Source organism: Streptomyces xanthii (genome assembly GCF_014621695.1).
GTDB lineage: Bacteria > Actinomycetota > Actinomycetes > Streptomycetales > Streptomycetaceae > Streptomyces > Streptomyces xanthii.
The window spans coordinates 4,823,449-4,849,762 of the sequence record NZ_CP061281.1 but is presented as its reverse complement, the minus strand read 5'-3'; the positions used below and the strand labels follow the sequence as shown (position 1 = coordinate 4,849,762).

Sequence of the window (26,314 nt, the reverse complement as noted above, 5' to 3'; positions counted from 1 at the left end):
GGGTCGTAGTCATGACGACACACACCGGAACAGGCCGCACCGCGATCGCTCCGCCCCGCGACCGGAAGTGGGTGGTCGCCGCGGGCGCCGCGCTCGCGATCGTCGTCGCCGGGTCCTTCAGCACGCTGGCCGGTCTGCTCGTCGGCCCGCTGCACACGGAGCTCGGCTGGTCCCGCTCCGCGATCGGCCTGGGCACGCTGGTGAACATGGTCGTGTACGGGGCCACGGCGCCGTTCGCGGCCGCGCTCATGGACCGGATCGGGATGCGGCGGGTCGCGGTCGGCGCGCTGGCGCTCGTCGGCGCGGGCGCGCTGCTCACCACGGCGGCGCGGGCGCCCTGGCAGTTCGTCGTGGCGTGGGGCGTGCTGGTGGGGCTCGGCACGGGGGCCACGGCGACGACGTTCGCGGCGACCGTCACCGAGCGCTGGTTCGTGGCCCGGCGCGGGCTCGTCGCGGGGCTGCTGACGGCGGCGAGCGTGGTGGGCCAGTTCGTGTTCCTGCCGCTCCTGTCGTGGGTGATCGACGGGTACGGGTGGCGGACGGCGGCGTACGGGCTCGCCGGGGCGGCGGCGGTCGCGGTGCCGCTGGTGGGCGCGGCGGTACGGGATCCGGCCACGCCCCGGGCGGCCGGTGCCCGAACCGTGCCGCTGCCGACCGGCCTTCTGCGCAGCGGCCCGTTCTGGCTGCTCGCCGGGACGTTCGCCGTCTGCGGCGCCTCCACGAACGGCGTCATGTGGACCCACTTCGCGCCCGCCGCGCACGACCACGGCATGCCGACGACCGTCGCCGCCTCGCTCCTCTCCCTCGTCGGGATCTTCAACGTGGCCGGGACGGTCGCCTCCGGCTGGGCCACCGACCGGCTCGACCCGCGCCGGCTGCTCGCCGCGTACTACGGGCTGCGCGGCCTGACCCTGCTCGCGCTGCCGCTGCTGCTCGGGGCGGTGGTGGACGCGCCGCTGTTCGCGTTCACGGTCGTCTTCGGGCTGCTCGACGTCGCGACGATCCCGCCGACCCTCGCGCTGTGCCGGGCGCACTTCGGGGAACGGGCGCCGGTCGTGTTCGGCTGGGTCAGCGCCGCGCATCAGGTGGGCGCGGGCGCGGTGGCGTTCGCCGGGGGCGCCGTGCGGGACGCCTTCGGCTCGTACGACCTCGTGTGGGTGGGGGTGGCGGGGCTGTGCGCGGTGGCGGCGCTGCTCGCCCTCACGGTGACCGCCGGCCGCGAGGGCGTCCGGGGCCCCGGGTAGCCTCGCGATCATGGCGGACTGGATGCTGCGGGCGGCCACGGCCGACGACCTCGAACCCCTCGTGGAACTGCGGGCCGTCGTGATGCGGCCGGATCTGGAGCGGCTCGGGCGGTTCGACGCGCACCGGGTGCGGCAGCGGTTGCGGGACGCGTACGCGCCGGAGCACACCTGGGTGATCGAGGTGGGCGGGGAGCTCGCCGGGTGCGTGGCGCTGCGGCCGGCGCCGGACGCGCACTGGCTGGAGCACTTCTTCCTCGCGCCCGAGCTGCAGGGCGCCGGAATCGGGGGCGCCGTCGTCACCCGCCTCCTCGCCCACTGCGACGCGGCGCGCGTCCCGGTCCGCCTCAACGTCCTCCAGGGCAGCGCGGCCCGCCGCCTCTACGAACGCCACGGCTTCGTGACGGAGTCGGAGGACCCGGTGGACGTGTTCATGCTGCGACCGCTCCCGTGACCAGCCACGACGGCGGGTGAGCCGAAGGACGGGCGGAGGGACCGCTCAACCCCCGGAGGGATCACGCCCCGAAGGCCTGCGACACCGCATAGATCACCAGCCCCGCCAAAGACCCCACCACCGTGCCGTTGATGCGGATGAACTGCAGGTCACGACCGATGTGGGCCTCGATCTTGCGGGAGGTGTGCTCGGCGTCCCAGCCGGCGACCGTGTCCGTGATGAGCGAGGTGATCTCGGCGCGGTACGTCGTGACGACGTAGACGGCGGCGCCCTCCACCCACCCGTCGACCTTGGCCTGCACCTTCGGATCGCTGGACATCCGCGCCCCCAGCGACAGCAGCGAGGCCCGCACGCGCAGCCGCAGCTCGCTGCGCTCGTCCTCGGCGGCGGCCACGATCATCTGACGGACCGCGGACCACGTGGAGGCGATCAGGTCCTGCACCTCGGAGCGGCCGATGACCTCGGACTTGAGGCGCTCGACGCGGGCCCGCGTGTCGGAGTCGGACTGGAGGTCGGCGGCGAAGTCGGTGAGGAAGCGGTCGACGGCGCCGCGCGCGGGGTGCTGCGGCATGTCGCGCATCTCGGTGACGAAGCGGAGCAGTTCCTTGTAGACGCGCTCGCCGATCCGCCTGTCGACGAAGCGGGGCGTCCAGCCGGGCGCACCGCCCTGCACCGCGTCCATCACGGAGTCCCCGTGCAGCACCAGCCAGTCGTGGGCCCGCGTGCACACGAGGTCGACGACCCGTCTGTGGCCGCCGTCCGCGACGACCTTCTCGAGCATCTTGCCGAGGCCGGGCGCGATCTCGGCGCTGTCGGCGCGGCGGGTGATGGCCTCGCCGACGACGGCCTGCACGTCCTGGTCGCGCAGCACGGTGAGCGCGCCGCGCAGGGCGGTGGCGAGTTCGGCGGTGACGCGGTCGGCGTGCTCGGGTTCGGCGAGCCAGGCGCCGAGCCGGGAGCCGATGCCGACGGCGCGCAGCCGCTCCCGTACGACGTCCGAGGACAGGAAGTTCTCCCCGACGAACTCACCGAGCGAGACGCCCAGCTGGTCCTTCTTGCGGGGGATGATCGCGGTGTGCGGGATGGGGATGCCGAGGGGGTGCCGGAACAGGGCGGTGACGGCGAACCAGTCGGCCAGCGCGCCGACCATGCCGGCCTCGGCGGCGGCCGCGACGTATCCGGCCCAGGCCCCGGCACCGGAGTGCTCCGCCCAGGTGGCGAGGACGTAGATCAGCGCGACGACGCCGAGCATCCCGGTGGCGATCGCCTTCATCCGCCGCACCCCGCGCCGCTTCTCCTCGTCGGCGGCGGTGAACTCGGCCCCGAAGCGACGGGCGTGCCGGGACGCGGGCCCGGAAGCCCCGACCGCAGCGGACCCGGGCCCGGAAGCACCCGCCGCAGCGGACCCCGATCCGGCAGCCCCCGCCGCAGCGGATCCAGGTCCGGACGCCCCCGCCGCACGGGACCCGGATCCGGAAGATCCGGAACCCCCCGCCGCACGGGACGCCGCCGCCTCAGGAACCCCCGCCGCGGGAAGGGATGACCGTACGGCCGGCCGGGCATGCTGCCCCGTGTCGTCGACGTCCGATCCGTCCGGTTTCTCCGACCCGCTCATCGGTCACTCCAGCTCGCCGCGTCCGTCATATGTCATTCCCCTCACACATTGTCCCTTCCTGACGTACTCCCGGAACGAACCGCAAGTTCCCGGCGTCTCAAGGGTCGGAGGGGGGCAGAGTCGGCCCCCTCGTCATCCATCGCACCCCATGCCTCATCATGGGATGATCACATCGGAGCCTCGGGCTCCCCCTGCCCGAGGAGACACACACCGCATGACCAGGCGAAACGGTTATGCCCTGTTGGCGGCGCTCGTCGCCGTCGTCGTGCTGATCTCCGGCGGTATCTACCTCGGGTTCTCCGGCCTGCTGCGCGGCAAGGACGGCTCCGTCCGCGCGGACGGCGCGCACCCGCGCAGTTCCGCCGCTCCCGCCTCCACCGGCACCTGGGCCGGCAGCTGGTCGGCGGCCCCGGCCGGCGCGGAACCGGGTACGGAGACGAACGGCTTCTTCGGCCGCTCGATCCGCAACGTGATCCACACCAGCATCGGCGGCTCCAGCGCCCGCATCACGCTCTCCAACCTGTACGGGCAGCAGCCGCTCAGCATCACCCACGCCTCCCTCGCCCTCGCCTCCGCGCCGAACAGCCCGACCGCGCTGGCCGGCACGGTGCGCCGGCTGACGTTCTCCGGGAACACGTCGGTGGTCATACCCGCCGGCCGGCAGGTGCTCAGCGACGCGGTGCGGCTGCGCGTGCCCTCCGACGCGGACGTGCTCGTCACGACGTACTCGCCGACGCCGTCCGGCCCGGTCACGTACCACCCGCAGGCCCGGCAGATGTCCTACGTGGCGAACGGGGACCTGACCGAGGAGGAGAGCGGGGCGCGGTACACGGAGCAGAGCCCGTACTGGCGCTACCTCAGCGCGCTCGACGTGCTCAGCAACGAGGCGGAGGGCACCGTCGTCGTCCTCGGCGACTCGCTCACCGACGGCATCACGTCCACGGTGGGGGCGAACCGGCGCTGGACCGACGTCCTCGCCGAGCGTCTGCGCACCGAGGCCGGGGCTCCGCGCTACGGGGTCCTCAACCAGGGCATCAGCGGGAACCGGCTGCTGTCCGACGGGTACGGCCGGCCGGCCGGGAACCCGAGCGGGCTCGCGCGCTACGAGCGTGACGTGCTCGGCCGGGCCGGGGTACGGGCCGTGGTCGTCGACCTCGGGATCAACGACATCCTGCGCAACCCGCACCAGACGGACGCCTCCCGGATCGCGGACGGCCTGCGGGAGCTGGTGCGGCAGGCGCACGCGCGCGGGCTGCGGGTGGTCGGGGCGACCCTCATGCCGTTCCAGGGACACCGGGGCTACGAGCCCCGCCTCGAAGCCGTACGCGAAGAGGTCAACGCGGAGATCCGCTCCGGCAAGGTCTTCGACAGCTACGTCGACTTCGACCGGGCCCTGCGGGATCCGTACAACCCGCGCCGGCTGCTGCCGGAGTACGACTCCGGCGATCACCTGCACCCCAGCGACGCCGGCTACCGCAAGATGGCCGAGTCCTTCGATCCCTCCACCCTGACCCCCACTCGCGGCGCCGAACTCTGACGCCGGTCCCGCCGGGGACGGTCGAGCGTCGTCACCCGCCCACCCGCCGGTGGGGCTTCTCGCGCCCCGCGGCTGAGCCGCTGACAGACACAGCCCCGCGCCCCTGACGGGGCACCCCGGCGCGGGGTGCCCATGCCCCCCGGGTCAGTCGTCGTCGTGGTGGCGCCGGTGGCGGTCGGCGTGCCGGTCGTGGATGCGCAGGTGGCGGTCCTCCAGCTCACGGCGCCGCTCGTCCCGCCGCTCCAGCTTCTCGCGCCGGCGCTCGTCCTTGAGGCGCAGCCGCTCCTCCCGGGGGAGCTTGCGCTCGACCCCGACGCCGCCCATCAGCGCGAAGCCGCGGACGACGACCCGGGGCGAGCCCGGTGTGCCGGTGCCCGTGGCGCGGTCGTCGACGCCGCCCATGATGCCGAAGCCCTTCACGGTGACGTCGAGCTCCGGCGGCACCTTCACATGGATCCCGCCCATGATCGTGAAGCAGCGGATCTCGACGTCCCGCGCCGCGAAGTTCGCCTCGCGCAGGTCGATCTCGCCGCCGCCCCACATGGCGAACGCGGTGAACCGCTCCCCCACCGTCCAGCGCCCCTTGCGGCTGAACCCGCTCCAGAACGCGAACGCCCCGCCCGACGTCGCCTGCCCGCCGGTCCGCGCCGCCCAGTCGACGGCCCCTTCCGCGACCGGTGCCTTCACCAGGTCCACCGGCGCCGTGCTGCCCGCCGCCGGCAGGTCCCGGGTCAGCGGCGCCAGCTCCCCGTACGTACGCGCCGCGTACGCCGCCTCGAGCCGCTCCTCGAACTCCCCCATGTCGAGCCGCCCCTCGGCGAGCGCGTCCCGCAACCGCTCGGCGACCTTCTCGCGGTCGGCGTCGGAGGCCCGCAGTTCGGGGAGGTGCGATGCATCGTCGGTCATGACCGCCAGCCTACGGGCGGGAGGTGACGGCGGAGGGATCTCGCGCGTACATCCGTGCGATCACACTCTCGATGTCCGGCTCCCGCACGGAAAGGTCCGCCAGCGGATACCGTTCGGCGATCCGCGCGACCAGCGGCGCCGCCGACTGCCCGGCCGGGAACGCCAGCCACTGCCGCGCCCCCTCCACCTTCACCACCCGCGCCGACTCCACCTCCAGCGGCGGGAGTTCACGTTCGAGGTCGACCACCAGCGTGCGCTCCGCCGCGGCCCCGTCGCCCACCGCGTGCAGCCCCTTCAGCTCCCCGTCGTACACGATCCGCCCGTGGTCGATGACCATCACGCGCCGGCACAGCTGCTCGATGTCGGTCAGGTCGTGCGTGGTCAGCAGCACCGTCGTACCCCGGTCACGGTTCAAGTCCCGCAGGAATCCCCGTACTTTCACCTTGGACACGACGTCCAGGCCGATCGTCGGCTCGTCCAGGTACAGCACCTCCGGGTCGTGCAGGAGCGCCGCCGCGATGTCACCGCGCATCCGCTGCCCGAGCGACAGCTGCCGCACCGGCGTCTCCAACAGGCCGCCCAGTTCGAGGAGTTCGACGCACCGGTCGAGGTTCTCCGCGTACCGGCGCTCCTCGATCCGGTACATGCGGCACATCAGCCGGTACGAGTCGATGAGCGGCAGGTCCCACCACAGGGTGGTGCGCTGCCCGAAGACGACACCGATGCGGTGGGCGAGCCGGGAGCGCTCGCGGGCCGGCTCGATGCCCGCGACCCGGATCCGTCCCGCGCTCGGCGTGAGGATCCCGGTCAGCATCTTGATCGTGGTCGACTTCCCGGCCCCGTTCGGCCCGATGTAGCCGACCATCTCGCCGCGCGGCACGGTGAAGGACAGCGTGTCCACGGCCCGCACCCGGTGCCGCTCGCGCCGCAGCAGCCCGGCCCTGCGCCGCACGTCGAAGAACTTCTCGACCCCGTCCACCTCGATGAACGCCTCGTCACCCATCGCGCAGCCTCAACTCCCCGTGCTTCGGTAGGCGCGCAGCGCGGCCCGCCACGCGAGTCCCGCCGCCGCGAGGCAGCAGGCGGCCACGAGCGGCGGCGCGAACGCGACGGCGCGCGGCAGGTCCAGCGGATAGGGGCGGCCCAGGATGTAGAGCGCGGGCAGCCAGTTCACGAAGGCCAGCGGCAGGACGAAGGTGACCCCGAGCAGCAGGCCGTCGCCGAAGACGGTCGGCGGGTACTGGAGCATCGTGTTGCCGCCGAACGTCGCCGCGTTCTGCACCTCGGCCGCGTCCTGCGCCACGATCTGGAACGCGGCCCCGGCCATGAACACGGCGACGAAGATCCCGGCCCCGCTGACCAGCAGCACCGGCACGAGCAGCACCTTCACCGGCGTCCACGCCACGTCGAGCGCCGTCACGGACCAGCCGAGCACGATCAGCCCCTGGGCGAGCCGGCCGACCCGGCGCAGCGCGAACCGGTCGGCGGCGACCTGCGCCAGCACGGGCGCGGGCCGTACGAGGAACGCGTCGAGCGTCCCGTCCCGCACCCGGGTGCCGAGCCGGCCCAGGGAGCCCGCGAACAGGTCGGCGAGCCCGAAGGCGGTCCCGGCCGTGCCGTACAGGAAGGCGATCTCGGCGAGCCCGTAGCCGCCGAGCCGGTCCACCTGCGAGAACATCAGCAGGATTCCGACGAAGTCCAGGGCGGTCAAGGCGCAGTTGCCCAGCAGCGTCATCACGAACGACGCCCGGTAGGCCAGGGTGGAGCGGATCCACATCGCGCTGACCATCCGGAAGGCCCGTACGCCTTCCGCGGCGGCCGTACGCGTACGGTCAGCCACCCTGCACCACCACCCGTCGCGTCGCCACACCCTGCACCAGCCGCCCCACGCCGAGCAGTGCGGCCGCCCACGCCGCCTGGAACAACCAGCCGCCGGCCACGGACCCCGTCCCCATCAGCACGTCCGCCGGCACCTGGAGCAGCGCCGAGAACGGCAGCACCCGCGCCACGTCGCCGAACGTGCCCGGGAACACGTTCAGCGGCAGCAGCATCCCGCAGAAGAACGTCGCGCTGATCCCGTACATCTGCGCGACACCACCCGCCTCCAGGAGCCAGAACGCGGACAGCGCCACGAGATAGCGCAGCGCGAAACTGACGAGGAGACCGAGCAGCACCGAGATCAGGAACGCGAGCCAGCGCGCGGGGCTCGTGGGCAGCGCGAGCTCGAAGACCAGCGCCCCGACGGCCATCGGCACCACCCCGCGCCCCAGCAGCTGGAACACCGACCGCCCGAAGTCCTGCGCCAGCCACCACCCCTGCATGTCCACGGGCCGGTACAGGTCGACGGCCACGTCCCCGCTGCGGATCCGGTCGGCGAGCTCCGCCTCGAAACCGCTCGGGATGCCGAGCATCATCACCGCGTACAGCGCCTGCCCGACCCAGACGAAGGTGAGCGCCTGCGCCTGGTCGTAGCCGCCCAGCCGCGGCCGCTCGTCCCACAGCGCCACGTACGTGCACGCGATGATCAGGCCGAACACCGTGTTGGTGAAGATCCCCGCGAAGGTGGCCCGCCGGTAGGTCGCGTAGCGCCGGAAGGCACCGGCGGCCACGACTCCGTACAGCCGCACTGCTCCCACCGCGCCTCCCCGGATTCCGGCCGAAGCGCAGGAGCCTAATCGCCGCGCGCGACGCCTTCCACCCCTTTTTCGGCACGATGCCCGCATTTGCAGGGTGATGTAGGAGGCTTATGTGTCATACGAGGCGTACGTGACGTACGACGCGAACCAGGAGTTCCACAGGACATGAGCAGCGACGAGCGGCCCCAGACGCCCGAACCGGTCCAGCAGGGCGCCCAGGGCAAGGAGGGGAAGAAGGGCAGGAAGCCCAAGAGGCCCCGGCGCACCGGCTGGCGGCGCCTCGTGCCGACCTGGCGCATGCTGCTCGGCACCCTCCTCGGCGTCCTCCTGCTGTGCGCCGGCCTGTTCGCCCTCGGCTACGCCCTCGTCGACATCCCCGCCGCCAACTCCGCCGCCACCGCCCAGTCCAACGTCTACCTGTACGCCGACGGCACGCCCATCGCCCGCGACGGCGAGGTCAACCGGGAGAACGTCCCGCTCGCCCAGGTCCCCGAGACCGTCCAGCACACCGTGCTCGCCGCCGAGGACCGCGACTTCTACTCCGAGTCCGCCATCGACCCCAAGGCGATGCTCCGCGCCGCCTGGAACACCGTCACCGGCAAGGGCAAGCAGTCCGGTTCGACGATCACCCAGCAGTACGTCAAGAACTACTACCTCGGCCAGGAACAGACGATCTCGCGCAAGGTGAAGGAGTTCTTCATCTCCATCAAGCTGGACCGGGAGGCCAGCAAGGACGAGATCCTCGAGGGCTACCTCAACACCAGCTACTTCGGCCGCAACGCGTACGGCATCCAGGCCGCCGCCCAGGCCTACTACGGCGTGGACGTCCAGCACCTGACCACCGCTCAGGGTGCCTACCTGGCCGCCCTGTTGAACGCCCCCAGCGCCTACGACGTCGTCGCCCACCCCGAGAACAAGGGCAAGGCCGTCGCCCGCTGGAACTACGTCCTCGACGGCATGGTCAAGGAGAAGTGGCTCGATCCCGCCACCCGCGCCCGCACCACCTTCCCCATGCCCGACGAGGCCCACAACAGCCAGGCCGGACTGTCCGGACAGCGCGGCTACATCCGCGACGCCGTCCGCGACTACATCGTCGAGCACAAGATCCTCGACGAGGACACCCTCGCCACCGGCGGCTTCCGCATCACCACCACCCTCCAGCGCAAGAAGCAGGACGCGTTCGTCGCCGCCGTCGAGAAGCAGCTCATGTCGAAGATCGACAAGAAGGGCCGCGCCGCCGACCGCAACGTCCGCGCGGGCGGCGCCTCCATCGACCCGCGCACCGGCAAGGTCCTCGCCATGTACGGCGGCATCGACTACACGCAGCAGTACGTCAACAACGCCACCCGCCGCGACTACCAGGTCGGCTCCACCTTCAAGCCCTTCGTCTTCACCAGCGCCGTCGAACACGGCTCGACGACCGAGGACGGCCGCGTCATCACCCCGAACACCGTCTACGACGGCACCAACGCCCGCCCCGTCCAGGGCTGGGACGGCGGCTACTACGCCCCCGAGAACGAGGACGAGATCTCCTACGGCCCCCTCACCGTCCGCGAGGCCACCGACAAGTCCGTCAACGCGGTCTACGCGCAGATGGCCGTCGACGTCGGCTCCGACAAGGTCAAACAGACCGCGATCGACCTCGGCCTCCCCGCCTCCACCCCCGACCTGACCGCCTCCCCCTCCATCGCGCTCGGCCCCGCCACCGCCAGCGTCCTCGACATGACCGAGGCCTACGCGACCCTCGCCAACCACGGCCGGCACGGCACGTACACGCTGCTCGGCGGACTCAGCAAGGACGGGCAGAAGATCGGCCTGCCCGAGCAGGAGACCAGCCGGGCCGTCAGCCGTGAGTCCGCCGACACGACGACCGCGATCCTCCAGTCCGTCGTCGAGGACGGCACCGGAATCGCCGCGCAGGCCGCGGGCCGCCCCGCCGCCGGCAAGACCGGCACCGCGGAGGAGGACACGGCGGCCTGGTTCGCCGGCTACACCCCGGACCTCGCCACCGTCGTCGCCGTCATGGGCCAGGACCCGGACACCGCCGCGCACACCCCGCTGTACGGGGCGGCGGGGCTGCCCCGCATCAACGGCGGCGGGTTCCCGGCCCAGATCTGGGCCCAGTACACCCGCAAGGCGCTGGCCGGCACCCCGGCCCACGACTTCGACCTCGAACTGGAGGAGGGCGCCGAGGAACCGCCGCCGCCCCCGGCCCCCGAAACCCGCGAGCCCTCGGGCAGCACCAGCCCCTCGACATCCGGCAAGCCCACCCCCTCCCACTCCCCGACCCCCACCGGCCCGACGTCCCCCGCCACCGACTCCCCCACGACCACAGCCCCCGGTCCCGACCGGCCGGCCGGCCGCCCCGGCGGCACCACAGGCGGCGCGGAGGAAGGCGTCCTCAACAACCTGACCCCCACCTCCCCCCGCCGCTCCCCCCAGTCGGCCCATCACTGAGCCCCTGGAAGCGCACGAAGTGTGCCCCTTCAGGGGCGCGGGGCTGTACCCGATCAGCGACTCCGTCGCGGGGCGCGAGCAACACGCCCCTGGGGGCGCACGAAGTGTGCCCCTTCAGGGGCGCGGGGAACTGCGCGAGAAGCCCCACCGGCCGACACCCCGGCAACGATCCGACGAAGCTACGGCGCCCACCCGGATCGGCGAAGCCGCCCCGAAAACCCCGCCCCGCGCGGAGCGCAAGGTCAGTGCCCCGACGTGGCCTTCAGCCCGATGATCGCCACCAGCAGCAGCACGATGAAGAAGACCCGGGAAACCGTCGCCGGTTCACCAAGGGCCAGCATGCCGACAATCGCGGCCCCCGCCGCCCCGATCCCGACCCACACCCCGTACGCCGTCCCGATGGGCAGCGACTTCGCCGCGTAGGAGAGCAGGAGCATGCTGGCGACGATGCCGGCGCCGGTGAAAACGCTCGGCCACAGGCGGGTGAAGCCCTCGGTGAATTTCATGCCGATCGACCAGGCGACCTCGAGAAGTCCGGCGATCACGATCAGAACCCAGGCCATGACTGGCACCTCCGTCAGTGGTTCTCAACAGGGGTGCGTCGTCTTTGCGGGTCCCGGTACGGCGCGTCTCGTCGGGCTCCCTCCAAGATAGCAAAGGGCACGCAAAAGGGGCTGGTGACAACGGTCACCAGCCCCTCCCGCAGTGTCAGAGGTAAAGGCCCGTGGAGTCCTCGGAGCCCTCGAAGCGGTCCGCGGCGACAGCGTGCAGGTCCCGCTCGCGCATCAGTACGTAGGCCACCCCGCGCACCTCGACCTCGGCCCGGTCCTCGGGGTCGTACAGCACCCGGTCCCCGGGCTCCACGGTCCGCACGTTCTGCCCGACCGCGACGACCTCGGCCCAGGCCAGCCGCTTGCCGACCGCCGCCGTGGCGGGGATGAGGATGCCGCCACCACTGCGCCGCTCGCCCTCGGAGGCGTCCTGCCGCACGAGCACCCGGTCGTGGAGCATCCGGATGGGCAGCTTGTCGTCGTGGTGGGTGCTGTGCTTGTCGTTGGCGCTCACGGCGACGAACTTACCTGCCCCGGCGCCCGCCGACTCCCCAGGGTCAGCCCTTGCGACGCCGCGAACGCACCGTGAGGAGCCCGACGACCCCGACCGCGAGCAGCGCGACGGGGACGATCCGCTCCAGGCGCGGCGCACCCTCGTCGGTGACGAGCTGTCCCTTGACGTCCGAGACGAACCGGTTGGCGCTGACGTAGGCCCGCCCGAGGGTGTGGTCGACCTGGGCTGCGACCTTGGCCTTCGCGTCACCGACGATCGTCTTGGGGTGCACCCGCACCCCGATCTCGTCGAGCGTCTCGGCCAGGGCGTCACGGCGGCGCTTGATGTCCGCCTCGATCTGCGCCGGCGTCCGCGTCTCCGGCGTATCCGACCTGCTGGACGTGTCCGACACCGCGCTGCCTCCGTGATCGCTGCGTTTACCGCACTCTGCCGTGCTGGTGGACTGTGCTACTGGACTGTACTGACAGACAGTCTGTCAGCTCGCCGCCCCCCGCACCCCCCGGCACCCCCATTCCCCGCATTACGCTCGGGCTGAGTCACCCACCCGCGAGGAGATGCGAGCGACATGAGCGAGCGACTGCAGCCCGGCGACACCGCCCCCGCCTTCACCCTTCCCGACGCCGACGGCAACGAGGTCTCCCTCGCCGACCACAAGGGCCGCAAGACGATCGTCTACTTCTACCCGGCCGCCCTGACCCCCGGCTGCACCAAGCAGGCCTGCGACTTTACGGACAACCTCGACGTGCTGGCCGGCGCCGGCTACGACGTCATCGGCGTCTCGCCCGACAAGCCGGAGAAGCTCGCCAAGTTCCGCGAGAAGGAGAACCTCAAGGTCACCCTGGTCGGCGACCCCGACAAGAAGGTCCTGGAGGCCTACGGCGCCTACGGCGAGAAGAAGCTCTACGGCAAGGTCGTCACCGGAGTGATCCGCTCCACGGTGATCGTCGACGAGGAGGGCAAGGTCGAACGAGCCCTCTACAACGTGAAGGCCACCGGCCACGTAGCCAAGATCATCAAGGATCTGGGGATCTAGCACCGGGCAACCGGCGGATCTCCCGCCCGGCGCCGCCACCCCCGGCCGTACACTGACGGAGCGGCATTCACCCGAGAGGCTGAATGTCCGTTTTATTGCGGTCGTGGTGGAATTGGCAGTCACGCCGGGTTTAGGTCCCGGTGGGAGAAATCCCGTGAGGGTTCGAGTCCCTCCGACCGCACCCGGCACCGCGAAGGGGCCGCCCGGACCACCGGGCGGCCCCTTCGCCGTACGTGACGCGGGCTCAGCGGCGCCTCAGCCCAGCAGCTCCTTCACCACCGGGACCAGCGCCCGGAACGCCTTGCCGCGGTGGGAGATCGCGTTCTTCTCGGCCGGGGTGAGTTCGGCGCAGGTGCGGGTCTCGCCGTCGGGCTGGAGGATCGGGTCGTAGCCGAAGCCGTTGGTGCCGGAGGGCTTGTGGCGCAGGACGCCGCGGAGTTGGCCCTCGACGACGCGCTCCGTGCCGTCGGGCAGGGCGAGGGCGGCGGCGCAGGCGAAGTGGGCCGTGCGGTGGCGGTCCTCGTCGATGTCGCCGAGCTGGGCGAGGAGCAGGTCGAGGTTGGCCCGGTCGTCGCCGTGGCGGCCGGCCCAGCGCGCGGAGAAGATGCCGGGGGCGCCGCCGAGGACGTCGACGCAGAGGCCGGAGTCGTCGGCGACGGCGGGCAGACCGGTGGCCTTGGCCAGGGCGTGTGCCTTGAGCAGGGCGTTCTCGGCGAAGGTGACGCCGGTTTCGCGCACGTCCGGGACGTCGGGGTACGCGTCCGCGCCGACGAGGTCGTGGCGCAGGCCTGCGTCGGCGAGGATCGAGCGCAGTTCGACGATCTTGCCGTTGTTGCGGGTGGCGAGGATGAGGCGGGTCATGCCTCCCAGTATCGCGGCCCGGGCGTGCGGGGCCCGGTTACGGGGTGCAGACCTTGGTCAGTTCGCTCGCGGCGTCGGTGACGGGCTCGACGTTGGGGGTCGCGTCGCCGTTCTTGATGGACGTACGGACGTTGTCCACGGCCGTGCCGAGATCGTCGACGGCCTTCGACACGTCGGCGTTGTCGGTCTTGTCGCTGATCTCGTCGAGGTTCTTGTCGATGGAGTCGAGCGCCTCGCTCGCCTGCGTCGGGTCGTTCGCCGCGTTCTCCACGGCCTGCTGGAGGTCGACGACGCTGTCGGCGATGGCGTCGGCGGTCCGGACGCAGTCGAGGGCCTTGTCGACGGCGGAGCAGCCGGCGGCGGCCGGGACGGCGATCAGTGCCGCGGCGGCGGCGAGTACGGCGAGACGGCGGTGACGGGATCGTCGGCGCGCGGGCATGGAACGGTCCTCCCCTGATGTACGGACGGGCGGGCGACGGCCGTTGTGGTGCGCCGTCCACCTGTCCGTAGTGACGCAGTCGGTGGCTGGGTGGTTGCCACCCTACTTGGGAAGTTCTTTACCTAGGCCAGGTCTTTGCCGAGGGTGCTCTCAAGTGCCTTGCGCTGCGCGGCGGCCAGCTCGTCGCAGCCCAGAACGGCCAGGTCGAGCAGGGAGTTGAGCTCGTCGCGGGCGAAGGGCTCGGCCTCGGCGGTGCCCTGGACCTCGACGAAGCGGCCGTCGCCGGTGCACACGACGTTCATGTCGGTGTCGGCGCGGACGTCCTCCTCGTAGCGGAGGTCGAGGAGGGGGACGCCGTCGACGATGCCGACGGAGACGGCGGCGACGGTGCCGGTGAGGGGCTTGCGGCCGGCCTTGACGAGCTTCTTGCCCTGGCCCCAGGCGATGGCGTCGGCGAGGGCCACGTAGGCGCCGGTGATGGCGGCGGTGCGGGTGCCGCCGTCGGCCTGGAGGACGTCGCAGTCGAGGACGATCGTGTTCTCGCCGAGGGCCTTGTAGTCGATGACGGCGCGCAGGGAGCGGCCGATGAGGCGGCTGATCTCGTGGGTGCGGCCGCCGATCTTGCCGCGGACGGACTCGCGGTCGCCGCGGGTGTTGGTGGCGCGGGGCAGCATCGAGTACTCGGCGGTGACCCAGCCCTCGCCGCTGCCCTTGCGCCAGCGGGGGACGCCTTCGGTGAAGGAGGCGGTGCAGAAGACCTTGGTGTCGCCGAAGGAGACGAGGACGGAGCCTTCGGCGTGCTTGCTCCAGCCGCGTTCGATGGTGATCGGGCGGAGCTGTTCGGGGGTGCGGCCGTCGATGCGAGACATAGGGGTGAGCGTATCCCGGTACGGCGAAGGCCCCGCTGTCCGGTGGAGGGGCGGCGGGGCCTTCGGATGACGTCGGGTGACGGGTCAGTGCGTCACATCATGTCTTCGATGTCGGCGGCGATCGGGTCGGCGTCGGTGCCGATGACGACCTGGATGGCGGTGCCCATCTTGACGACGCCGTGGGCGCCGGCGGCCTTGAGGGCGGCCTCGTCGACCTTGGAGGGGTCGATGACCTCGGTGCGCAGGCGGGTGATGCAGCCCTCGACCTCTTCGATGTTGTCGAGCCCGCCGAGCCCGGCGACGATCTTCTCAGCCTTCGTGGCCATTTCGTTCTCCCTGTTTCTCCGGGCCCGCCTTTGGGCCGCTTTGTCACGGTAACCCACGGTTGGCTCAACTTCGCGAGCGGTGACGCCACCCGTGACGAAAGATGACGAGCACGTGGGCCGACCCGTCCCGCAACTGGTCTACACCAGTTGACCACTCTATCCAACGCCCGCCGACCGTTGCTCTGTTCCGGGAGGACGACCATGAGCTCCGAAGCCGCCGCAGCCCGCCCGAGCCCGTGGAGCAACTTCTTCCAGGGCCTCCAGAAGATGGGCCGCAGCCTTCAGCTGCCCATCGCCGTGCTCCCGGCCGCGGGCATCGTCAACCGGCTCGGCCAGCCCGACGTGTTCGGCGACGACGGTCTCGGCTGGACCGATGTCGCGAAGGTGTTTGCAGGTGCGGGCGGTGCGCTGCTCGACTCCGACCTCGGTCTGCCGCTCCTGTTCTGCATCGGTGTCGCGATCGGCATGGCGAAGAAGGCGGACGGCTCGACCGCGCTCGCGGCGGTGGCCGGCTTCCTCGTGTACCGGGGTGTGCTGCACCAGTTCCCGGTGGACTGCCCCAAGGGTCAGACCCTCGTGGGCGCGGCGTGCGTCGACTACTCGAGCAAGGCCGCGGCCGCCGCCACGTACCAGAACCCGGGCGTGTTCGGCGGCATCGTCATCGGCCTGCTCGCGGCCTTCTTCTGGGTCCGCTTCCACCGCACCAAGCTGGTGTCGTGGCTGGGCTTCTTCAACGGCCGCCGGCTCGTCCCGATCATCATGGCGTTCGTCGGCATCGTGGTCGCCGTCCTGTGCCTGTGGGTCTGGCCGCCGATCGGTGACGGCCTGGAGAGCTTCTCGAACTGGCTCCAGGACCTGGGCGCCATCGGCTCCGGCATCTTCGGCGTCGCGAACCGCGCGCTGCTGGTCATCGGCCTGCACCAGTTCCTGAACGTCCCGCTGTGGTTCCAGTTCGGCTCGTACACCAAGCCGGACGGCACCACGGTGCACGGCGACATCAACATGTTCCTCAGCGGCGACCCGCACGCGGGCATCTACCAGACGGGCTTCTTCCCGATCATGATGTTCGCCCTGCCGGCGGCCTGCCTCGCGATGTACCACTGCGCGCGGCCGGAGCGGCGCAAGGCGGTCGGCGGCATGATGGTCTCGATCGCGGCGACCTCGTTCGTCACGGGCATCACCGAGCCGATCGAGTACTCCTTCGTCTTCATCGCCCCCGCCCTGTACGCGGTGCACGCGGTCCTCACCGGTGTCTCGATGGCGGTGACCTGGGGGCTCGGGGTCAAGGACGGCTTCAGCTTCTCCGCGGGCCTGATCGACTACGTCATCAACTGGGGGCTCGCGACCAAACCCTGGCTGATCATTCCGATCGGCCTGGGATTCGCAGTCGTGTACTACGCGGTCTTCCGGTTCGCGATCACGAAGTTCGACCTCAAGACCCCGGGCCGCGAACCCGAGGAGGAGGTCGAGGACGTCACCAAGGCGTGACCGGCTCCCCGCCGACCGACCCCTCCGCGAAGGGCCCCCGGACCTCTGGTCCGGGGGCCCTTCGTCATGCCCGGACCTCACGAAGGCGTAACGGCCGCCACAGCGGGTTCCTTACGCGGAACTCACATGTTAAAACTGGTCTACACCAGTGAGTGGTGTAGACCAACGAGGGTTGTCCGAGGGGTGTCCGACGGACGTCCAGGGCGGCGCCTTGCCATCTTGGAGGAAGCAATGAGTACGGCCACCGCCACGGCGGCGCCCGCGAAGAAGCGGGGCTCCGGCCTGTTCCAGGGTCTGCAGAAGGTCGGCCGCAGCCTTCAGCTGCCGATCGCCGTCCTTCCGGCCGCGGGCATCCTGCTCCGTCTCGGACAGCCTGACGTCCACGACAAGCTGAACCTGCCCGACAAGGTCACGGCGGTCTTCGCCACGGCCGGCGGCGCGATCTTCGACAACCTCCCGATGCTCTTCTGCATCGGTGTCGCGATCGGCTTCGCGAAGAAGTCCGACGGTTCGACGGCGCTCGCCGCGCTGGTCGGCTTCCTCGTCTACAGCAACGTGCTGAAGGCGTTCCCGGTCGCCGAGGCCGTCGTCAACACGACGAAGAACAAGGGCGTCGACGTCGCGGCGACGTACAACAACCCGGGTGTCCTCGGCGGCATCATCATGGGTCTGCTGGCCGCCGTCCTGTGGCAGAAGTTCCACCGCAAGAAGCTCGTCGACTGGCTCGGCTTCTTCAACGGCCGCCGTCTCGTCCCGATCATCATGGCCTTCGTCGGCGTCATCATGGGCGTCTTCTTCGGCCTGGTCTGGGAGCCCATCGGCGAGGGCATCTCGAACTTCGGCGAGTGGATGACCGGCCTCGGCGCCGGCGGCGCCGGTCTCTTCGGCCTCATCAACCGCGCGCTCATCCCGGTGGGCATGCACCAGTTCGTGAACACCGTCTCCTGGTTCCAGCTGGGCGACTTCACCGACGCGACGGGCGCCGTCGTGCACGGCGACCTCAACCGCTTCTTCGCCGGTGACCCGACCGCCGGCCAGTTCATGTCGGGCTTCTTCCCGATCATGATGTTCGGCCTGCCGGCCGCCGCGATCGCCATCGCGCACTCCGCCCGCCCCGAGCGCCGCAAGGCCGTGATGGGCATGATGGTCTCCCTGGCCCTGACCTCGTTCGTCACCGGTGTGACCGAGCCGATCGAGTTCTCGTTCATGTTCATCGCGCCGGTCCTGTACGCGATCCACGCGGTGCTCACGGCCGTCTCCATGGCGATCACCTGGGCCCTGGGCGTCCACGCGGGCTTCACGTTCTCCGCGGGCTTCATCGACTACGCGCTGAACTGGAACCTGGCCACCAAGCCCTGGCTGATCATCCCGATCGGCCTGGTCTTCGCGGCGGTCTACTACACGCTGTTCCGCTTCGCGATCACCAAGTTCAACCTCACCACCCCGGGCCGCGAGCCCGAGGAGGAGATCGAGGACATCACCAAGTGATCCCCCGCGCCTGAGCCATCAGGGAAGGCCCCGGAACCGTACGGTTCCGGGGCCTTCGGCGTTTCCGCGAACGTGCGTCAGATCTCGTACGAGACCCCGGGCGCCGCCAGTTCGACGGGGCCGGAGTACACGTCCCGGGCGTCCGCCAGGTTCACCTGCGGGTCCGTCCACGGCGGGATGTGCGTCAGGACCAGCTTGCCGGCGCCCGCGCGGCGCGCCGCCTCCCCCGCCTCACGGCCGTTGAGGTGCAGCGCCGGGATGTTCTCCTTGCCGTGCGTGAACGCGGCCTCGCACAGGAACAGGTCCGTGCCCTCCGCCAGTTCCTCCAGCGCCTCGCAGGGGCCGGTGTCCCCGGAGTACGTGAGCGAGCGGCCCTCGTGCTCGACGCGGATCGCGTAGGACTCGACGGGGTGGCAGACCTTCTCCATCCGCACCGAGAACGGCCCGATCCGGTACGAGCCCGACTTCACCGTCTGGAAGTCGAAGACCTCGCTGAACGCGGAGGCCGACGGGGCGTCGGCGTGCGCGGTGGTCAGCCGCTCCTCGGTGCCCTCGGGCCCGTAGACGGGCATGGGCGCGCAGCGGCCGCCTTCGTGGCGGTAGTAGCGGACGACGAAGTACGCGCACATGTCGATGCAGTGGTCCGCGTGCAGATGGCTGAGGAAGATCGCGTCCAGGTCGTAGAGACCACAGTGACGCTGCAGCTCGCCCAGGGCGCCATTGCCCATGTCGAGGAGCAGCCGGAAGCCGTCGGCCTCGACGAGGTAGCTCGAACAGGCCGAATCCGCGGACGGGAACGACCCCGAGCAGCCGACGACGGTGAGCTTCATGAGAGCCGGAACCTCCGCGCTGGCGGTCGGAATGCGGGGTGGAGCCACATGGGGTGGAGCCCGATGAGGTCCGTCGAGCGTAAGGCGCAAAAGGGCGAGTGGCTCCTCCGTCACGGGCTGTTGTGGGGGAACTCACCTGTGCTGTCACCGGTTCGGGGGGCCTCAGGGCGTGTCGGCGCCGATGGCGCGCCCCCGGCGGCCCACCGGTACCGTCGGGGCTATGGACACGTCCTGGTGGCTCGCGCTCGCTGCCGTCGTGCTGCTCGCGCTCGTCGCGACGCTGGTCGACGGGTGGGGGCGGCGGGGGACGACGGAGCGCCGCCGGACCCGGGTGCCGCGCGGGCGGCGGGCCGGGGGGCCGCAGCCCGGGGAGATCTGGTGGGCACGGGTGCCCTACGAGGACGGGCCCGGGGGCAAGGACCGGCCGTGTCTGGTGCTCGGGGTGCGCGGGAGCGTGGCGCTGGTCGCGAAGATCACGAGCAAGTACCACGACGAGCGGCCGGGGGTGATCGCGTTGCCGCCGGGGTCGGTGGGCGATGCGGGGGGCCGGGCCAGCTTCCTGGAGACGGACGAGCTCCGCGAGGTGGGGTTCTCGGCGTTCCGGCGCCGGGCGGGACTGGTGGACCCGGTGGTCTGGGACCAGGTGCGGCATCTGGGGTGGTGAGTTCCCGTTCGTCGCCGGGCGCGGGTCCGGTGGGGGCTGGTCGCGCAGTTCCCCGCGCCCCTGAAATGCGGACCCTTCGGGTCGCATTTCTCCGATTCAGGCGCGGGAAGCTGCGTCAGGCCCAGAGCTGGCCGTGGAGGACCTCGATCGCTTCCTCCGTCGTGGCCGCCGTGTAGACGCCGGTCGAGAGGTACTTCCAGCCGCCGTCGGCCACGACGAACACGATGTCCGCGGACTCGCCGGCCTTGACGGCCTTGCGGCCGACCCCGATCGCCGCGTGCAGCGCGGCCCCGGTCGAGACCCCGGCGAAGATGCCCTCCTGCTGGAGGAGCTCCCGCGTCCGCGTCACCGCGTCCGCGGACCCGACGGAGAAGCGGGTGGTGAGGACGGAGGCGTCGTAGAGCTCGGGGACGAAGCCCTCGTCCAGGTTGCGCAGGCCGTAGACGAGGTCGTCGTAGCGCGGCTCGGCCGCGACGATCTTGACGTCCGGCTTGTGCTCGCGCAGGTAGCGCCCGACGCCCATCAGCGTGCCGGTGGTGCCGAGTCCGGCGACGAAGTGGGTGACGGAGGGGAGGTCCGCGAGGATCTCCGGGCCCGTCGTGGCGTAGTGCGCACCCGCGTTGTCCGGGTTGCCGTACTGGTAGAGCATCACCCAGTCGGGGTGCTGCCCCGCGAGCTCCTTGGCCATGCGCACGGCCGTGTTGGAGCCGCCCGCGGCGGGGGACGAGATGATCTCGGCGCCCCACATGGCGAGCAGGTCGCGCCGCTCCTGGGAGGTGTTCTCCGGCATGACGCAGACGATGCGGTAACCCTTGAGGCGGGCGGCCATCGCCAGCGAGATGCCGGTGTTGCCTGACGTGGGCTCGAGGATGGTGCAGCCGGGGGTGAGCCGGCCGTCCTTCTCGGCCTGTTCGATCATGTGGAGCGCGGGGCGGTCCTTGACCGAGCCGGTCGGGTTGCGGTCCTCCAGCTTCGCCCAGATCCGTACGTCGTCGGAGGGCGACAGCCGCGGCAGGCGCACCAGGGGGGTGTTGCCGACCGCGGCGAGCGGGCTGTCGTAGCGCATAGGTCGATTCGCCTTGCTCAGCGCATGCCGCCGGCGACGGCCGGCAGGATCGTGACGTTGTCGCCGTCGGCGAGCTTGGTCGTGATGCCGTCGAGGAAGCGGACGTCCTCGTCGTTCAGGTAGACGTTGACGAAGCGGCGCAGCTGGCCGGCGTCCACGATGCGGGCCTCGATCCCGGTGTGGCGGGTCTCCAGGTCGGCGAAGAGCTCGGCGAGGGTCTCGCCCTTGCCCTCCACGGCCTTGGCGCCGTCGGTGTAGGTGCGGAGGATGGTCGGGATGCGGACCTCGATGGCCATGCTGGGCTCCTGTCAGGAGTCGGAAGTCGTGTGGGGTCGTGCGGTGAGCGCGCGGCGGCGCGGTCGGGCGGAGCAGGGTGGGGCGGGCCGCGGCTCAGGGCCTGACGGCGGTGCGGCTCAGCGCGGACAGATGGCGCTGGCGAGGCGGCACAGGTCGACGTGCAGCCGCGCCACGAGCAGCATGCCCGGCGTCTTTTCGCTCACGTCGTGGAAAACCATGCGCTCATCGTATCGATTCCCGCCCCGCTCCCAGGAATGTGATCTCACCATGCGGTCGAAAATCGTCTGCATGGCGAGATGAGCCCGGAACTCAGGCCGTGACCTCGACCTCTTCCTCGGTGATCTCGCCGTCGACGATGCGGAACGAGCGGAACTGGAAGGGGCCCGCGTCGTCGGTGTCGGCGGTGGAGACGAGGACGTAGTGGGCGCCCGGCTCGTTGGCGTACGTGATGTCGGTGCGGGACGGGTAGGCCTCGGTCGCGGTGTGGGAGTGGTAGATGATCACCGGCTCCTCGTCGCGGTCGTCCATCTCGCGGTACAGCTTGAGCAGGTCGCCGGAGTCGAACTCGTAGAAGGTGGGCGAGCGGGCGGCGTTCAGCATCGGGATGAAGCGCTCGGGGCGGCCCTCGCCGACCGGGCCGGCCACGACGCCGCAGGCCTCGTCGGGGTGGTCCTTGCGGGCGTGCTCCACGATCTGGTCGTACAGCGCCTTGGAAATCGTCAGCATGCGGTCAGGATAAGCAGGAGGGCCGCCCCGTACCGGATCGCGGTACGGGACGGCCCGACTGGTGAGATGTGGCGGGTCAGCCGCGCTGGACGGCCGCGGCGCCCTCGGTCTTCCGCGCCTTGAGCACGAAGTAGGCGACCGCGAGGATCGCGCCCCAGACCGGCGCCCCGTACAGGGCGACCCGGTTGTCCTTGTCCATGCCCATCGTGACGATGACCAGCGCGATGAACGCCAGCGAGAAGATGCTCGCCCAGATGCCGCCCGGGGCGCGGAACGTGGACTTGGGCAGCTCGCCCCGGTCGGACTTGAGGCGGTAGCGGATCTGGGAGATCAGGATGACGATCCAGGCCCACATGCCGGAGATGGTGGCGAAGGAGACGACGTAGTTGAACGCCTCGCCCGGCCACTGGTAGTTGATCCAGACGCCGACCAGCATCATCGCGGCGGAGAATGTGGTGCCGACGACCGGCAGGCCCTTCTTGCTCAGCTTGGTGAACAGGCGCGGGCCCTGGCCGTTGAGCGCGAGGTCGCGCAGCATGCGGCCGGTGGAGTACATGCCCGAGTTGCAGGAGGACAGCGCGGCGGTCAGCACGACGAAGTTGACGATGGCGGCGCCGATGCCCAGGCCCATCTCGTCGAAGGCGTGGACGAACGGGCTCTCGCCGGCCTTGAAGGAGGTCCACGGGATGACCGAGAGGATCATGATCAGGGCGCCGACGTAGAAGACGGCGATGCGCCACGGCACGGTGTTGATGGCCTTGGGCAGGACGGTCTTGGCGTCCTTGGCCTCGCCCGCGGTGACGCCGACGAGCTCGACCGCGAGGAAGGCGAACATGACCATCTGCAGGGTCATCAGCGTCGAGCCGATGCCGTTCTCGCCGGCGAAGAAGCCGCCGAGGTCCCACAGGTGCGTGACGGACGCGGTGTCACCGACGTCGGAGAAGCCGATGGTGAGGATGCCGGCGCAGATCAGGATCATGCCGATGATGGCGGTGACCTTGACCGTGGAGAACCAGAACTCCAGCTCACCGAAGAGCTTCACGGAGATCAGGTTGGCGCCGAAGAGGATGACGGTGAAGACGAGTGCGGACAGCCATTGCGGGATGTCCCACCAGAACGTCATGTAGACGGCCGCGGCCGTCACCTCGGTCATGCCGGTGATGACCCAGAACAGCCAGTACGTCCAGCCGGTGACGAAGCCCGCGAAGGGGCCGATGAACTCACGCGCGTACTCCGAGAACGAGCCGGAGACGGGGCGGTACATGAGGAGCTCGCCGAGCGCCCGCATGATGAAGAAGATGACGACGCCCGCGATGGCGTACGCGAGGATCAGGCTGGGGCCCGCCTTGGAGATGCCCTTGCCCGCGCCGAGGAAGAGACCCGTGCCGATGGCGCCGCCGATGGCGATCATCTGGATCTGGCGGGAGCCGAGGCCCCGCTGGTAGCCCTCGCTGGACGCTTCCGCGTCCTGCACGGCCTCATTGCCGGCGTCGTGGTGCTTGTCGTCGACCTGCACTGAGGTCATGGTGGTGCGCCTTTCTCCATGCCGATCCGTGCCGTACGCGGCTCGGATCGACTGTGACGATCCTTCGGGGTCGAACCCCTGGATGGATGGAGCTGTGCCTACCGGCGGTCTGCCGGTCGGGGCGCCCCCGGCGGGCAGGGGGTGGCGCCTGCCGGGTGGTCGTGAAGATTTATCACGCCGTTCACGGTGATCGGGCGAGGCGCGTGTGGCGCACGACACAGGAAAAAGGGGACAAATAACGCACGTGGCGGCATTACGGAGCGTCACGGTGACGGGATCGTTATGCGGATTTGAGCGTCCGCTGAGCGAACGTCCAGGAAATGGACGTCCAGACTCCGCCCATCTTGTCCTGACAGGTCAGGGCATAAGGGTTTCGACCAGAGTCTCCTGGAGACCGCCGAGCCACAGGTACGCCATCACCATGGGTTTACGCGGGTCCTCGTCCGGCAGCCGGTAGAGGAGGTCCGTGTCCTCCTCGTCGGTGATCTCCAGACGGGTGCCGATGGCCAGGCGCAGGTCGTTGAGCGCGCGCATCCACTGCACCGATTCCCCGGGCGAGAGCTTGAGCACCGCTCCCCCGTCACCGGCCGGGCTCAGCGCGTCCAGCGAGCGGATCACCGCGAGGGCGTCCTCGCGCTTGCCGGCCCGCAGGTCGTTCTCGGTGAAGCGGCGGAACTCGGAGGAGTACGCGCGCAGTTCGTCGGGGTCCTCCTGCTCGGAGACGCCCGGGCCGCCGTACGCGTCCGGGAGCAGCCGGCGCAGCACCGCGTCGGTGGGCGGCTCGCTGGGACCCTCGGCGAACAGCTCGGCGAGCGGGTCGTCGGAGACCTCGCCGCCGGGGCCGGGGCCGATCAGCTCCAGGAGCTGGACGGCGAGCGAGCGGATGATGGAGATCTCGACGTCGTCGAGGGCGACGGCGGCGCCGCCTCCGGGGATCGGTTCGAAGTGTCCGGGCATGAGTACGGCGTTACTTCCGATCCTGTTGCAGCGTGGCCCACAGGCCGTATCCGTGCATGGCCTGGACGTCCCGCTCCATCTCCTCGCGGGTGCCGGAGGAGACCACGGCCCGCCCCTTGTGATGAACGTCCATCATCAGTTTGGTGGCCTTGTCCTTGGAGTACCCGAAGTACGTCTGGAAGACGTATGTCACGTAACTCATCAGGTTCACCGGGTCGTTGTGGACCAGGGTGATCCAGGGGACGTCCGGCTCGGGGACCGCGGAGAGGTCCTCCGTCGTCTCGGGGCTTTCGATCTCAAGGGGTGCGGGAGCCGTCACACGGCCCATGCTGCCACCAGGAGGCCTGAACCGCACAAACGAGCCGCTCGGGTGCGCGCCACGTGGCCTCGCCCACACGCGCCACAGAAATCGTCACACTGACGCTAATTCGGGGTAGCATCCTGAACATGAACACAGCGGACCTTGGCCTGCCGGTGGACGTTCCGTCGACAGCGCTCTTCACCGACCACTACGAGCTGACGATGCTCCAGGCCGCCCTCCGAGCGGGCACCGCCGACCGGCACTCGGTCTTCGAGGTCTTCACCCGGCGTCTGCCCGAGGGGCGCCGCTACGGCGTCGTTGCGGGCACCGGGCGCGTCCTGGACGCCGTCGAGAACTTCCGGTTCGGCGCCGGCGAGCTGGGCTTCCTGCGCGAGGCCGGGATCGTCGACGAGCCGACCCTCCAGTGGCTCGCGGACTACCGGTTCTCCGGCGACATCTGGGGCTACCCCGAGGGCGAGGTCTACTTCCCCGGCTCCCCGGTCCTGCGCGTCGAGGGCTCCTTCGCCGAGTGCGTGCTCCTGGAGACGGTGATCCTCTCGATCCTCAACCACGACTCGGCGATCGCCGCCGCCGCCTCCCGCATGGCCTCGGCCGCGGGCGAGCGGCCGCTGATCGAGATGGGCGCCCGGCGCACCCACGAGCTGGCCGCGGTCGCCGCGTCCCGCGCCGCGTACGTGGGCGGCTTCGCCACGACCTCGGACCTGGCGGCCGGCTTCCGCTACGGGATCCCGACCGTCGGCACCTCGGCCCACGCGTTCACCCTGCTGCACGACTCCGAGCGCGACGCGTTCCGCGCCCAGGTCGACACGCTCGGAGAAGGAACGACTCTGCTCGTCGACACGTACGACGTGCAGAAGGCCGTCCGCACGGCCGTGGAGATCGCCGGGCCGAAGCTCGGGGCCGTCCGGATCGACTCCGGCGACCTGCTGCTCGTCGCGCACCGGGTGCGCCAGCAGCTCGACGACCTCGGCGCCAAGGACACCAAGATCGTGGTCACCTCCGACCTCGACGAGTACGCCATCGCCTCGCTCGCCGCCGCGCCCGTGGACGCGTACGGGGTCGGCACCCAGCTGGTCACCGGCTCGGGGCACCCGACCTGCTCCATGGTCTACAAGCTGGTCGCCCGCGCCGAGTCCGCCGACCCGAAGGCGCCGCTCGTGCCGGTCGCGAAGAAGTCGGTGGGCGGGAAGGCCTCCGTCGGCGGCCGCAAGTGGGCCGCGCGCCGGCTCGACGCGGACGGGGTCGCCGAGGCCGAGGTCGTGGGCCTCGGCGCGGTCCCGGAGGAGCTCGCCGACCGGCAGCTGCTCGTCGAGCTGGTCCGGGGCGGCGAGGTGATCGCCCGCGAGCCGCTGGACACGGTCCGCGAGCGGCACATCGCGGCGCGCGACGCGCTGCCCCTGTCGGCGACCCAGCTCTCGAAGGGCGAGGCCGTCATCCCCACCGAGTACGCCTGAGCGCCCGCGGTCACCGGGAGGGGGTCCGTGCCCTCTCCCGCCCGCCCTCTCCCGTTCC

Annotated in this window: 29 protein-coding genes, 1 tRNA gene and 1 riboswitch; of the genes, 10 read left to right on the top strand and 20 right to left on the bottom strand. The window is 70.8% G+C overall.

Going from position 1 to position 26,314, the window contains the following annotated elements; all coding sequences use genetic code 11:
- The first annotated feature begins 11 nt into the window (after positions 1-11).
- Together IAG42_RS21955 and IAG42_RS21950 are read left to right on the top strand one after the other, a co-directional pair.
- Positions 12-1,244, top strand: a complete 1,233-nt coding sequence (locus tag IAG42_RS21955) for an MFS transporter (protein ID WP_188338667.1) — start codon at positions 12-14, stop codon at positions 1,242-1,244.
- A 10-nt stretch (positions 1,245-1,254) separates the two neighbouring features.
- Positions 1,255-1,695, top strand: coding sequence for a GNAT family N-acetyltransferase (locus IAG42_RS21950; RefSeq protein ID WP_188338666.1), 441 nt, complete (start codon positions 1,255-1,257; stop codon positions 1,693-1,695).
- 61 nt (positions 1,696-1,756) lie between these two features.
- Here IAG42_RS21950 and IAG42_RS21945 read toward each other — a convergent pair whose 3' ends face one another.
- Positions 1,757-3,310 (bottom strand): DUF445 domain-containing protein, encoded by a 1,554-nt coding sequence (locus IAG42_RS21945; protein ID WP_394811232.1) that lies wholly within the window; start codon positions 3,308-3,310, stop codon positions 1,757-1,759.
- A 214-nt stretch (positions 3,311-3,524) separates the two neighbouring features.
- On the opposite strand from IAG42_RS21945, the gene IAG42_RS21940 reads away from it, so the two are divergent.
- The gene (locus IAG42_RS21940) at positions 3,525-4,847 is read left to right on the top strand and encodes an SGNH/GDSL hydrolase family protein (protein WP_188338665.1); all 1,323 of its coding nucleotides are present in this window, start codon (positions 3,525-3,527) and stop codon (positions 4,845-4,847) included.
- A gap of 144 nt (positions 4,848-4,991) precedes the next feature.
- Here the strand turns inward: IAG42_RS21940 and IAG42_RS21935 are convergent, their stop codons facing one another.
- Genes IAG42_RS21935 through IAG42_RS21920 form a run of 4 tightly spaced genes read right to left on the bottom strand, consistent with a single transcriptional unit; the run spans position 4,992 to position 8,380 of the window.
- The gene (locus tag IAG42_RS21935; protein WP_188338664.1) at positions 4,992-5,753 is read right to left on the bottom strand and encodes a DUF1707 SHOCT-like domain-containing protein; all 762 of its coding nucleotides are present in this window, start codon (positions 5,751-5,753) and stop codon (positions 4,992-4,994) included.
- A gap of 10 nt (positions 5,754-5,763) precedes the next feature.
- The gene (locus IAG42_RS21930; RefSeq protein ID WP_188338663.1) at positions 5,764-6,756 is read right to left on the bottom strand and encodes an ABC transporter ATP-binding protein; all 993 of its coding nucleotides are present in this window, start codon (positions 6,754-6,756) and stop codon (positions 5,764-5,766) included.
- Between the two features lie 9 nt (positions 6,757-6,765).
- Positions 6,766-7,542 carry an ABC transporter permease gene (locus tag IAG42_RS21925; RefSeq protein WP_188341535.1) on the bottom strand — a complete coding sequence of 259 codons (777 nt, stop codon included), beginning with the start codon at positions 7,540-7,542 and terminating at the stop codon, positions 6,766-6,768.
- 43 nt (positions 7,543-7,585) lie between these two features.
- Positions 7,586-8,380, bottom strand: a complete 795-nt coding sequence (locus IAG42_RS21920; RefSeq protein ID WP_223206424.1) for an ABC transporter permease — start codon at positions 8,378-8,380, stop codon at positions 7,586-7,588.
- Positions 8,381-8,554: 174 nt separating this feature from the next.
- On the opposite strand from IAG42_RS21920, the gene IAG42_RS21915 reads away from it, so the two are divergent.
- A complete protein-coding gene (locus IAG42_RS21915; RefSeq protein ID WP_188338661.1) occupies positions 8,555-10,846 on the top strand; it encodes a transglycosylase domain-containing protein in 2,292 nt (763 codons plus the stop codon).
- 242 nt (positions 10,847-11,088) lie between these two features.
- On the opposite strand, the gene IAG42_RS21910 is transcribed toward IAG42_RS21915, so the two are convergent.
- The 3 genes from IAG42_RS21910 to IAG42_RS21900 all read right to left on the bottom strand — a co-directional run bounded on the left by IAG42_RS21910 (position 11,089) and on the right by IAG42_RS21900 (position 12,302).
- Positions 11,089-11,409, bottom strand: a complete 321-nt coding sequence (locus IAG42_RS21910; protein WP_188338660.1) for a DMT family transporter — start codon at positions 11,407-11,409, stop codon at positions 11,089-11,091.
- A gap of 32 nt (positions 11,410-11,441) precedes the next feature.
- Positions 11,442-11,512, bottom strand: a riboswitch (guanidine-III (ykkC-III) riboswitch).
- Positions 11,513-11,554: 42 nt separating this feature from the next.
- Entirely contained in the window at positions 11,555-11,857 is a 303-nt protein-coding gene (locus IAG42_RS21905; RefSeq protein ID WP_188341534.1) for a GroES family chaperonin, read from the bottom strand.
- 97 nt (positions 11,858-11,954) lie between these two features.
- A complete protein-coding gene (locus IAG42_RS21900; protein WP_188338659.1) occupies positions 11,955-12,302 on the bottom strand; it encodes a DUF3618 domain-containing protein in 348 nt (115 codons plus the stop codon).
- A 174-nt stretch (positions 12,303-12,476) separates the two neighbouring features.
- Between IAG42_RS21900 and bcp the strand changes: the two genes are divergently transcribed.
- Both bcp and IAG42_RS21890 read left to right on the top strand, forming a co-directional pair.
- A complete protein-coding gene (bcp, locus tag IAG42_RS21895; RefSeq protein ID WP_188338658.1) occupies positions 12,477-12,944 on the top strand; it encodes a thioredoxin-dependent thiol peroxidase in 468 nt (155 codons plus the stop codon).
- A 97-nt stretch (positions 12,945-13,041) separates the two neighbouring features.
- Positions 13,042-13,125: transfer RNA gene (locus IAG42_RS21890), tRNA-Leu, on the top strand.
- Positions 13,126-13,199: 74 nt separating this feature from the next.
- Here the strand turns inward: IAG42_RS21890 and rdgB are convergent.
- From rdgB to IAG42_RS21870, 4 genes are all read right to left on the bottom strand, one after another.
- Entirely contained in the window at positions 13,200-13,805 is a 606-nt protein-coding gene (gene rdgB / locus IAG42_RS21885; RefSeq protein WP_188338657.1) for an RdgB/HAM1 family non-canonical purine NTP pyrophosphatase, read from the bottom strand.
- Between the two features lie 37 nt (positions 13,806-13,842).
- Positions 13,843-14,244, bottom strand: a complete 402-nt coding sequence (locus IAG42_RS21880; protein ID WP_188338656.1) for a hypothetical protein — start codon at positions 14,242-14,244, stop codon at positions 13,843-13,845.
- A 122-nt stretch (positions 14,245-14,366) separates the two neighbouring features.
- On the bottom strand, positions 14,367-15,113 hold the full coding sequence (rph, locus tag IAG42_RS21875) for a ribonuclease PH (protein ID WP_188338655.1): 747 nt from the start codon (positions 15,111-15,113) through the stop codon (positions 14,367-14,369).
- 92 nt (positions 15,114-15,205) lie between these two features.
- Positions 15,206-15,496: a glucose PTS transporter subunit EIIB gene (locus IAG42_RS21870; RefSeq protein WP_161303827.1), complete on the bottom strand. Its 291-nt coding sequence runs from the start codon at positions 15,494-15,496 to the stop codon at positions 15,206-15,208.
- A 144-nt stretch (positions 15,497-15,640) separates the two neighbouring features.
- Here IAG42_RS21870 and IAG42_RS21865 point away from each other — a divergent pair, with 144 nt between their 5' ends.
- Both IAG42_RS21865 and IAG42_RS21860 read left to right on the top strand, forming a co-directional pair.
- A complete protein-coding gene (locus IAG42_RS21865; RefSeq protein ID WP_188338654.1) occupies positions 15,641-16,927 on the top strand; it encodes a PTS transporter subunit EIIC in 1,287 nt (428 codons plus the stop codon).
- A gap of 231 nt (positions 16,928-17,158) precedes the next feature.
- Positions 17,159-18,415 carry a PTS transporter subunit EIIC gene (locus IAG42_RS21860; RefSeq protein WP_188338653.1) on the top strand — a complete coding sequence of 419 codons (1,257 nt, stop codon included), beginning with the start codon at positions 17,159-17,161 and terminating at the stop codon, positions 18,413-18,415.
- Between the two features lie 77 nt (positions 18,416-18,492).
- Here the strand turns inward: IAG42_RS21860 and IAG42_RS21855 are convergent, their stop codons facing one another.
- Positions 18,493-19,245, bottom strand: a complete 753-nt coding sequence (locus IAG42_RS21855; protein WP_188338652.1) for an MBL fold metallo-hydrolase — start codon at positions 19,243-19,245, stop codon at positions 18,493-18,495.
- A gap of 220 nt (positions 19,246-19,465) precedes the next feature.
- Here IAG42_RS21855 and IAG42_RS21850 point away from each other — a divergent pair, with 220 nt between their 5' ends.
- Complete coding sequence (locus IAG42_RS21850; protein WP_188338651.1) at positions 19,466-19,909, top strand: type II toxin-antitoxin system PemK/MazF family toxin; 444 nt, start codon at positions 19,466-19,468, stop codon at positions 19,907-19,909.
- A 115-nt stretch (positions 19,910-20,024) separates the two neighbouring features.
- On the opposite strand, the gene IAG42_RS21845 is transcribed toward IAG42_RS21850, so the two are convergent.
- From IAG42_RS21845 to clpS, 7 genes are all read right to left on the bottom strand, one after another.
- Entirely contained in the window at positions 20,025-20,975 is a 951-nt protein-coding gene (locus IAG42_RS21845; protein ID WP_188338650.1) for a PLP-dependent cysteine synthase family protein, read from the bottom strand.
- Between the two features lie 17 nt (positions 20,976-20,992).
- Positions 20,993-21,271 (bottom strand): MoaD/ThiS family protein, encoded by a 279-nt coding sequence (locus tag IAG42_RS21840; protein ID WP_188338649.1) that lies wholly within the window; start codon positions 21,269-21,271, stop codon positions 20,993-20,995.
- Positions 21,272-21,388: 117 nt separating this feature from the next.
- Positions 21,389-21,490, bottom strand: a complete 102-nt coding sequence (locus IAG42_RS38475) for a putative leader peptide (protein ID WP_317453331.1) — start codon at positions 21,488-21,490, stop codon at positions 21,389-21,391.
- 91 nt (positions 21,491-21,581) lie between these two features.
- Positions 21,582-21,998 carry a Mov34/MPN/PAD-1 family protein gene (locus IAG42_RS21835; RefSeq protein ID WP_188338648.1) on the bottom strand — a complete coding sequence of 139 codons (417 nt, stop codon included), beginning with the start codon at positions 21,996-21,998 and terminating at the stop codon, positions 21,582-21,584.
- Between the two features lie 76 nt (positions 21,999-22,074).
- On the bottom strand, positions 22,075-23,523 hold the full coding sequence (locus IAG42_RS21830; RefSeq protein ID WP_188338647.1) for an amino acid permease: 1,449 nt from the start codon (positions 23,521-23,523) through the stop codon (positions 22,075-22,077).
- Positions 23,524-23,880: 357 nt separating this feature from the next.
- Positions 23,881-24,480: a DUF2017 domain-containing protein gene (locus IAG42_RS21825; protein WP_188338646.1), complete on the bottom strand. Its 600-nt coding sequence runs from the start codon at positions 24,478-24,480 to the stop codon at positions 23,881-23,883.
- 10 nt (positions 24,481-24,490) lie between these two features.
- Entirely contained in the window at positions 24,491-24,808 is a 318-nt protein-coding gene (gene clpS, locus IAG42_RS21820) for an ATP-dependent Clp protease adapter ClpS (protein WP_188338645.1), read from the bottom strand.
- 119 nt (positions 24,809-24,927) lie between these two features.
- Here clpS and IAG42_RS21815 point away from each other — a divergent pair, with 119 nt between their 5' ends.
- Positions 24,928-26,256 (top strand): nicotinate phosphoribosyltransferase, encoded by a 1,329-nt coding sequence (locus IAG42_RS21815; protein WP_188338644.1) that lies wholly within the window; start codon positions 24,928-24,930, stop codon positions 26,254-26,256.
- Positions 26,257-26,314: the final 58 nt, after the last annotated feature.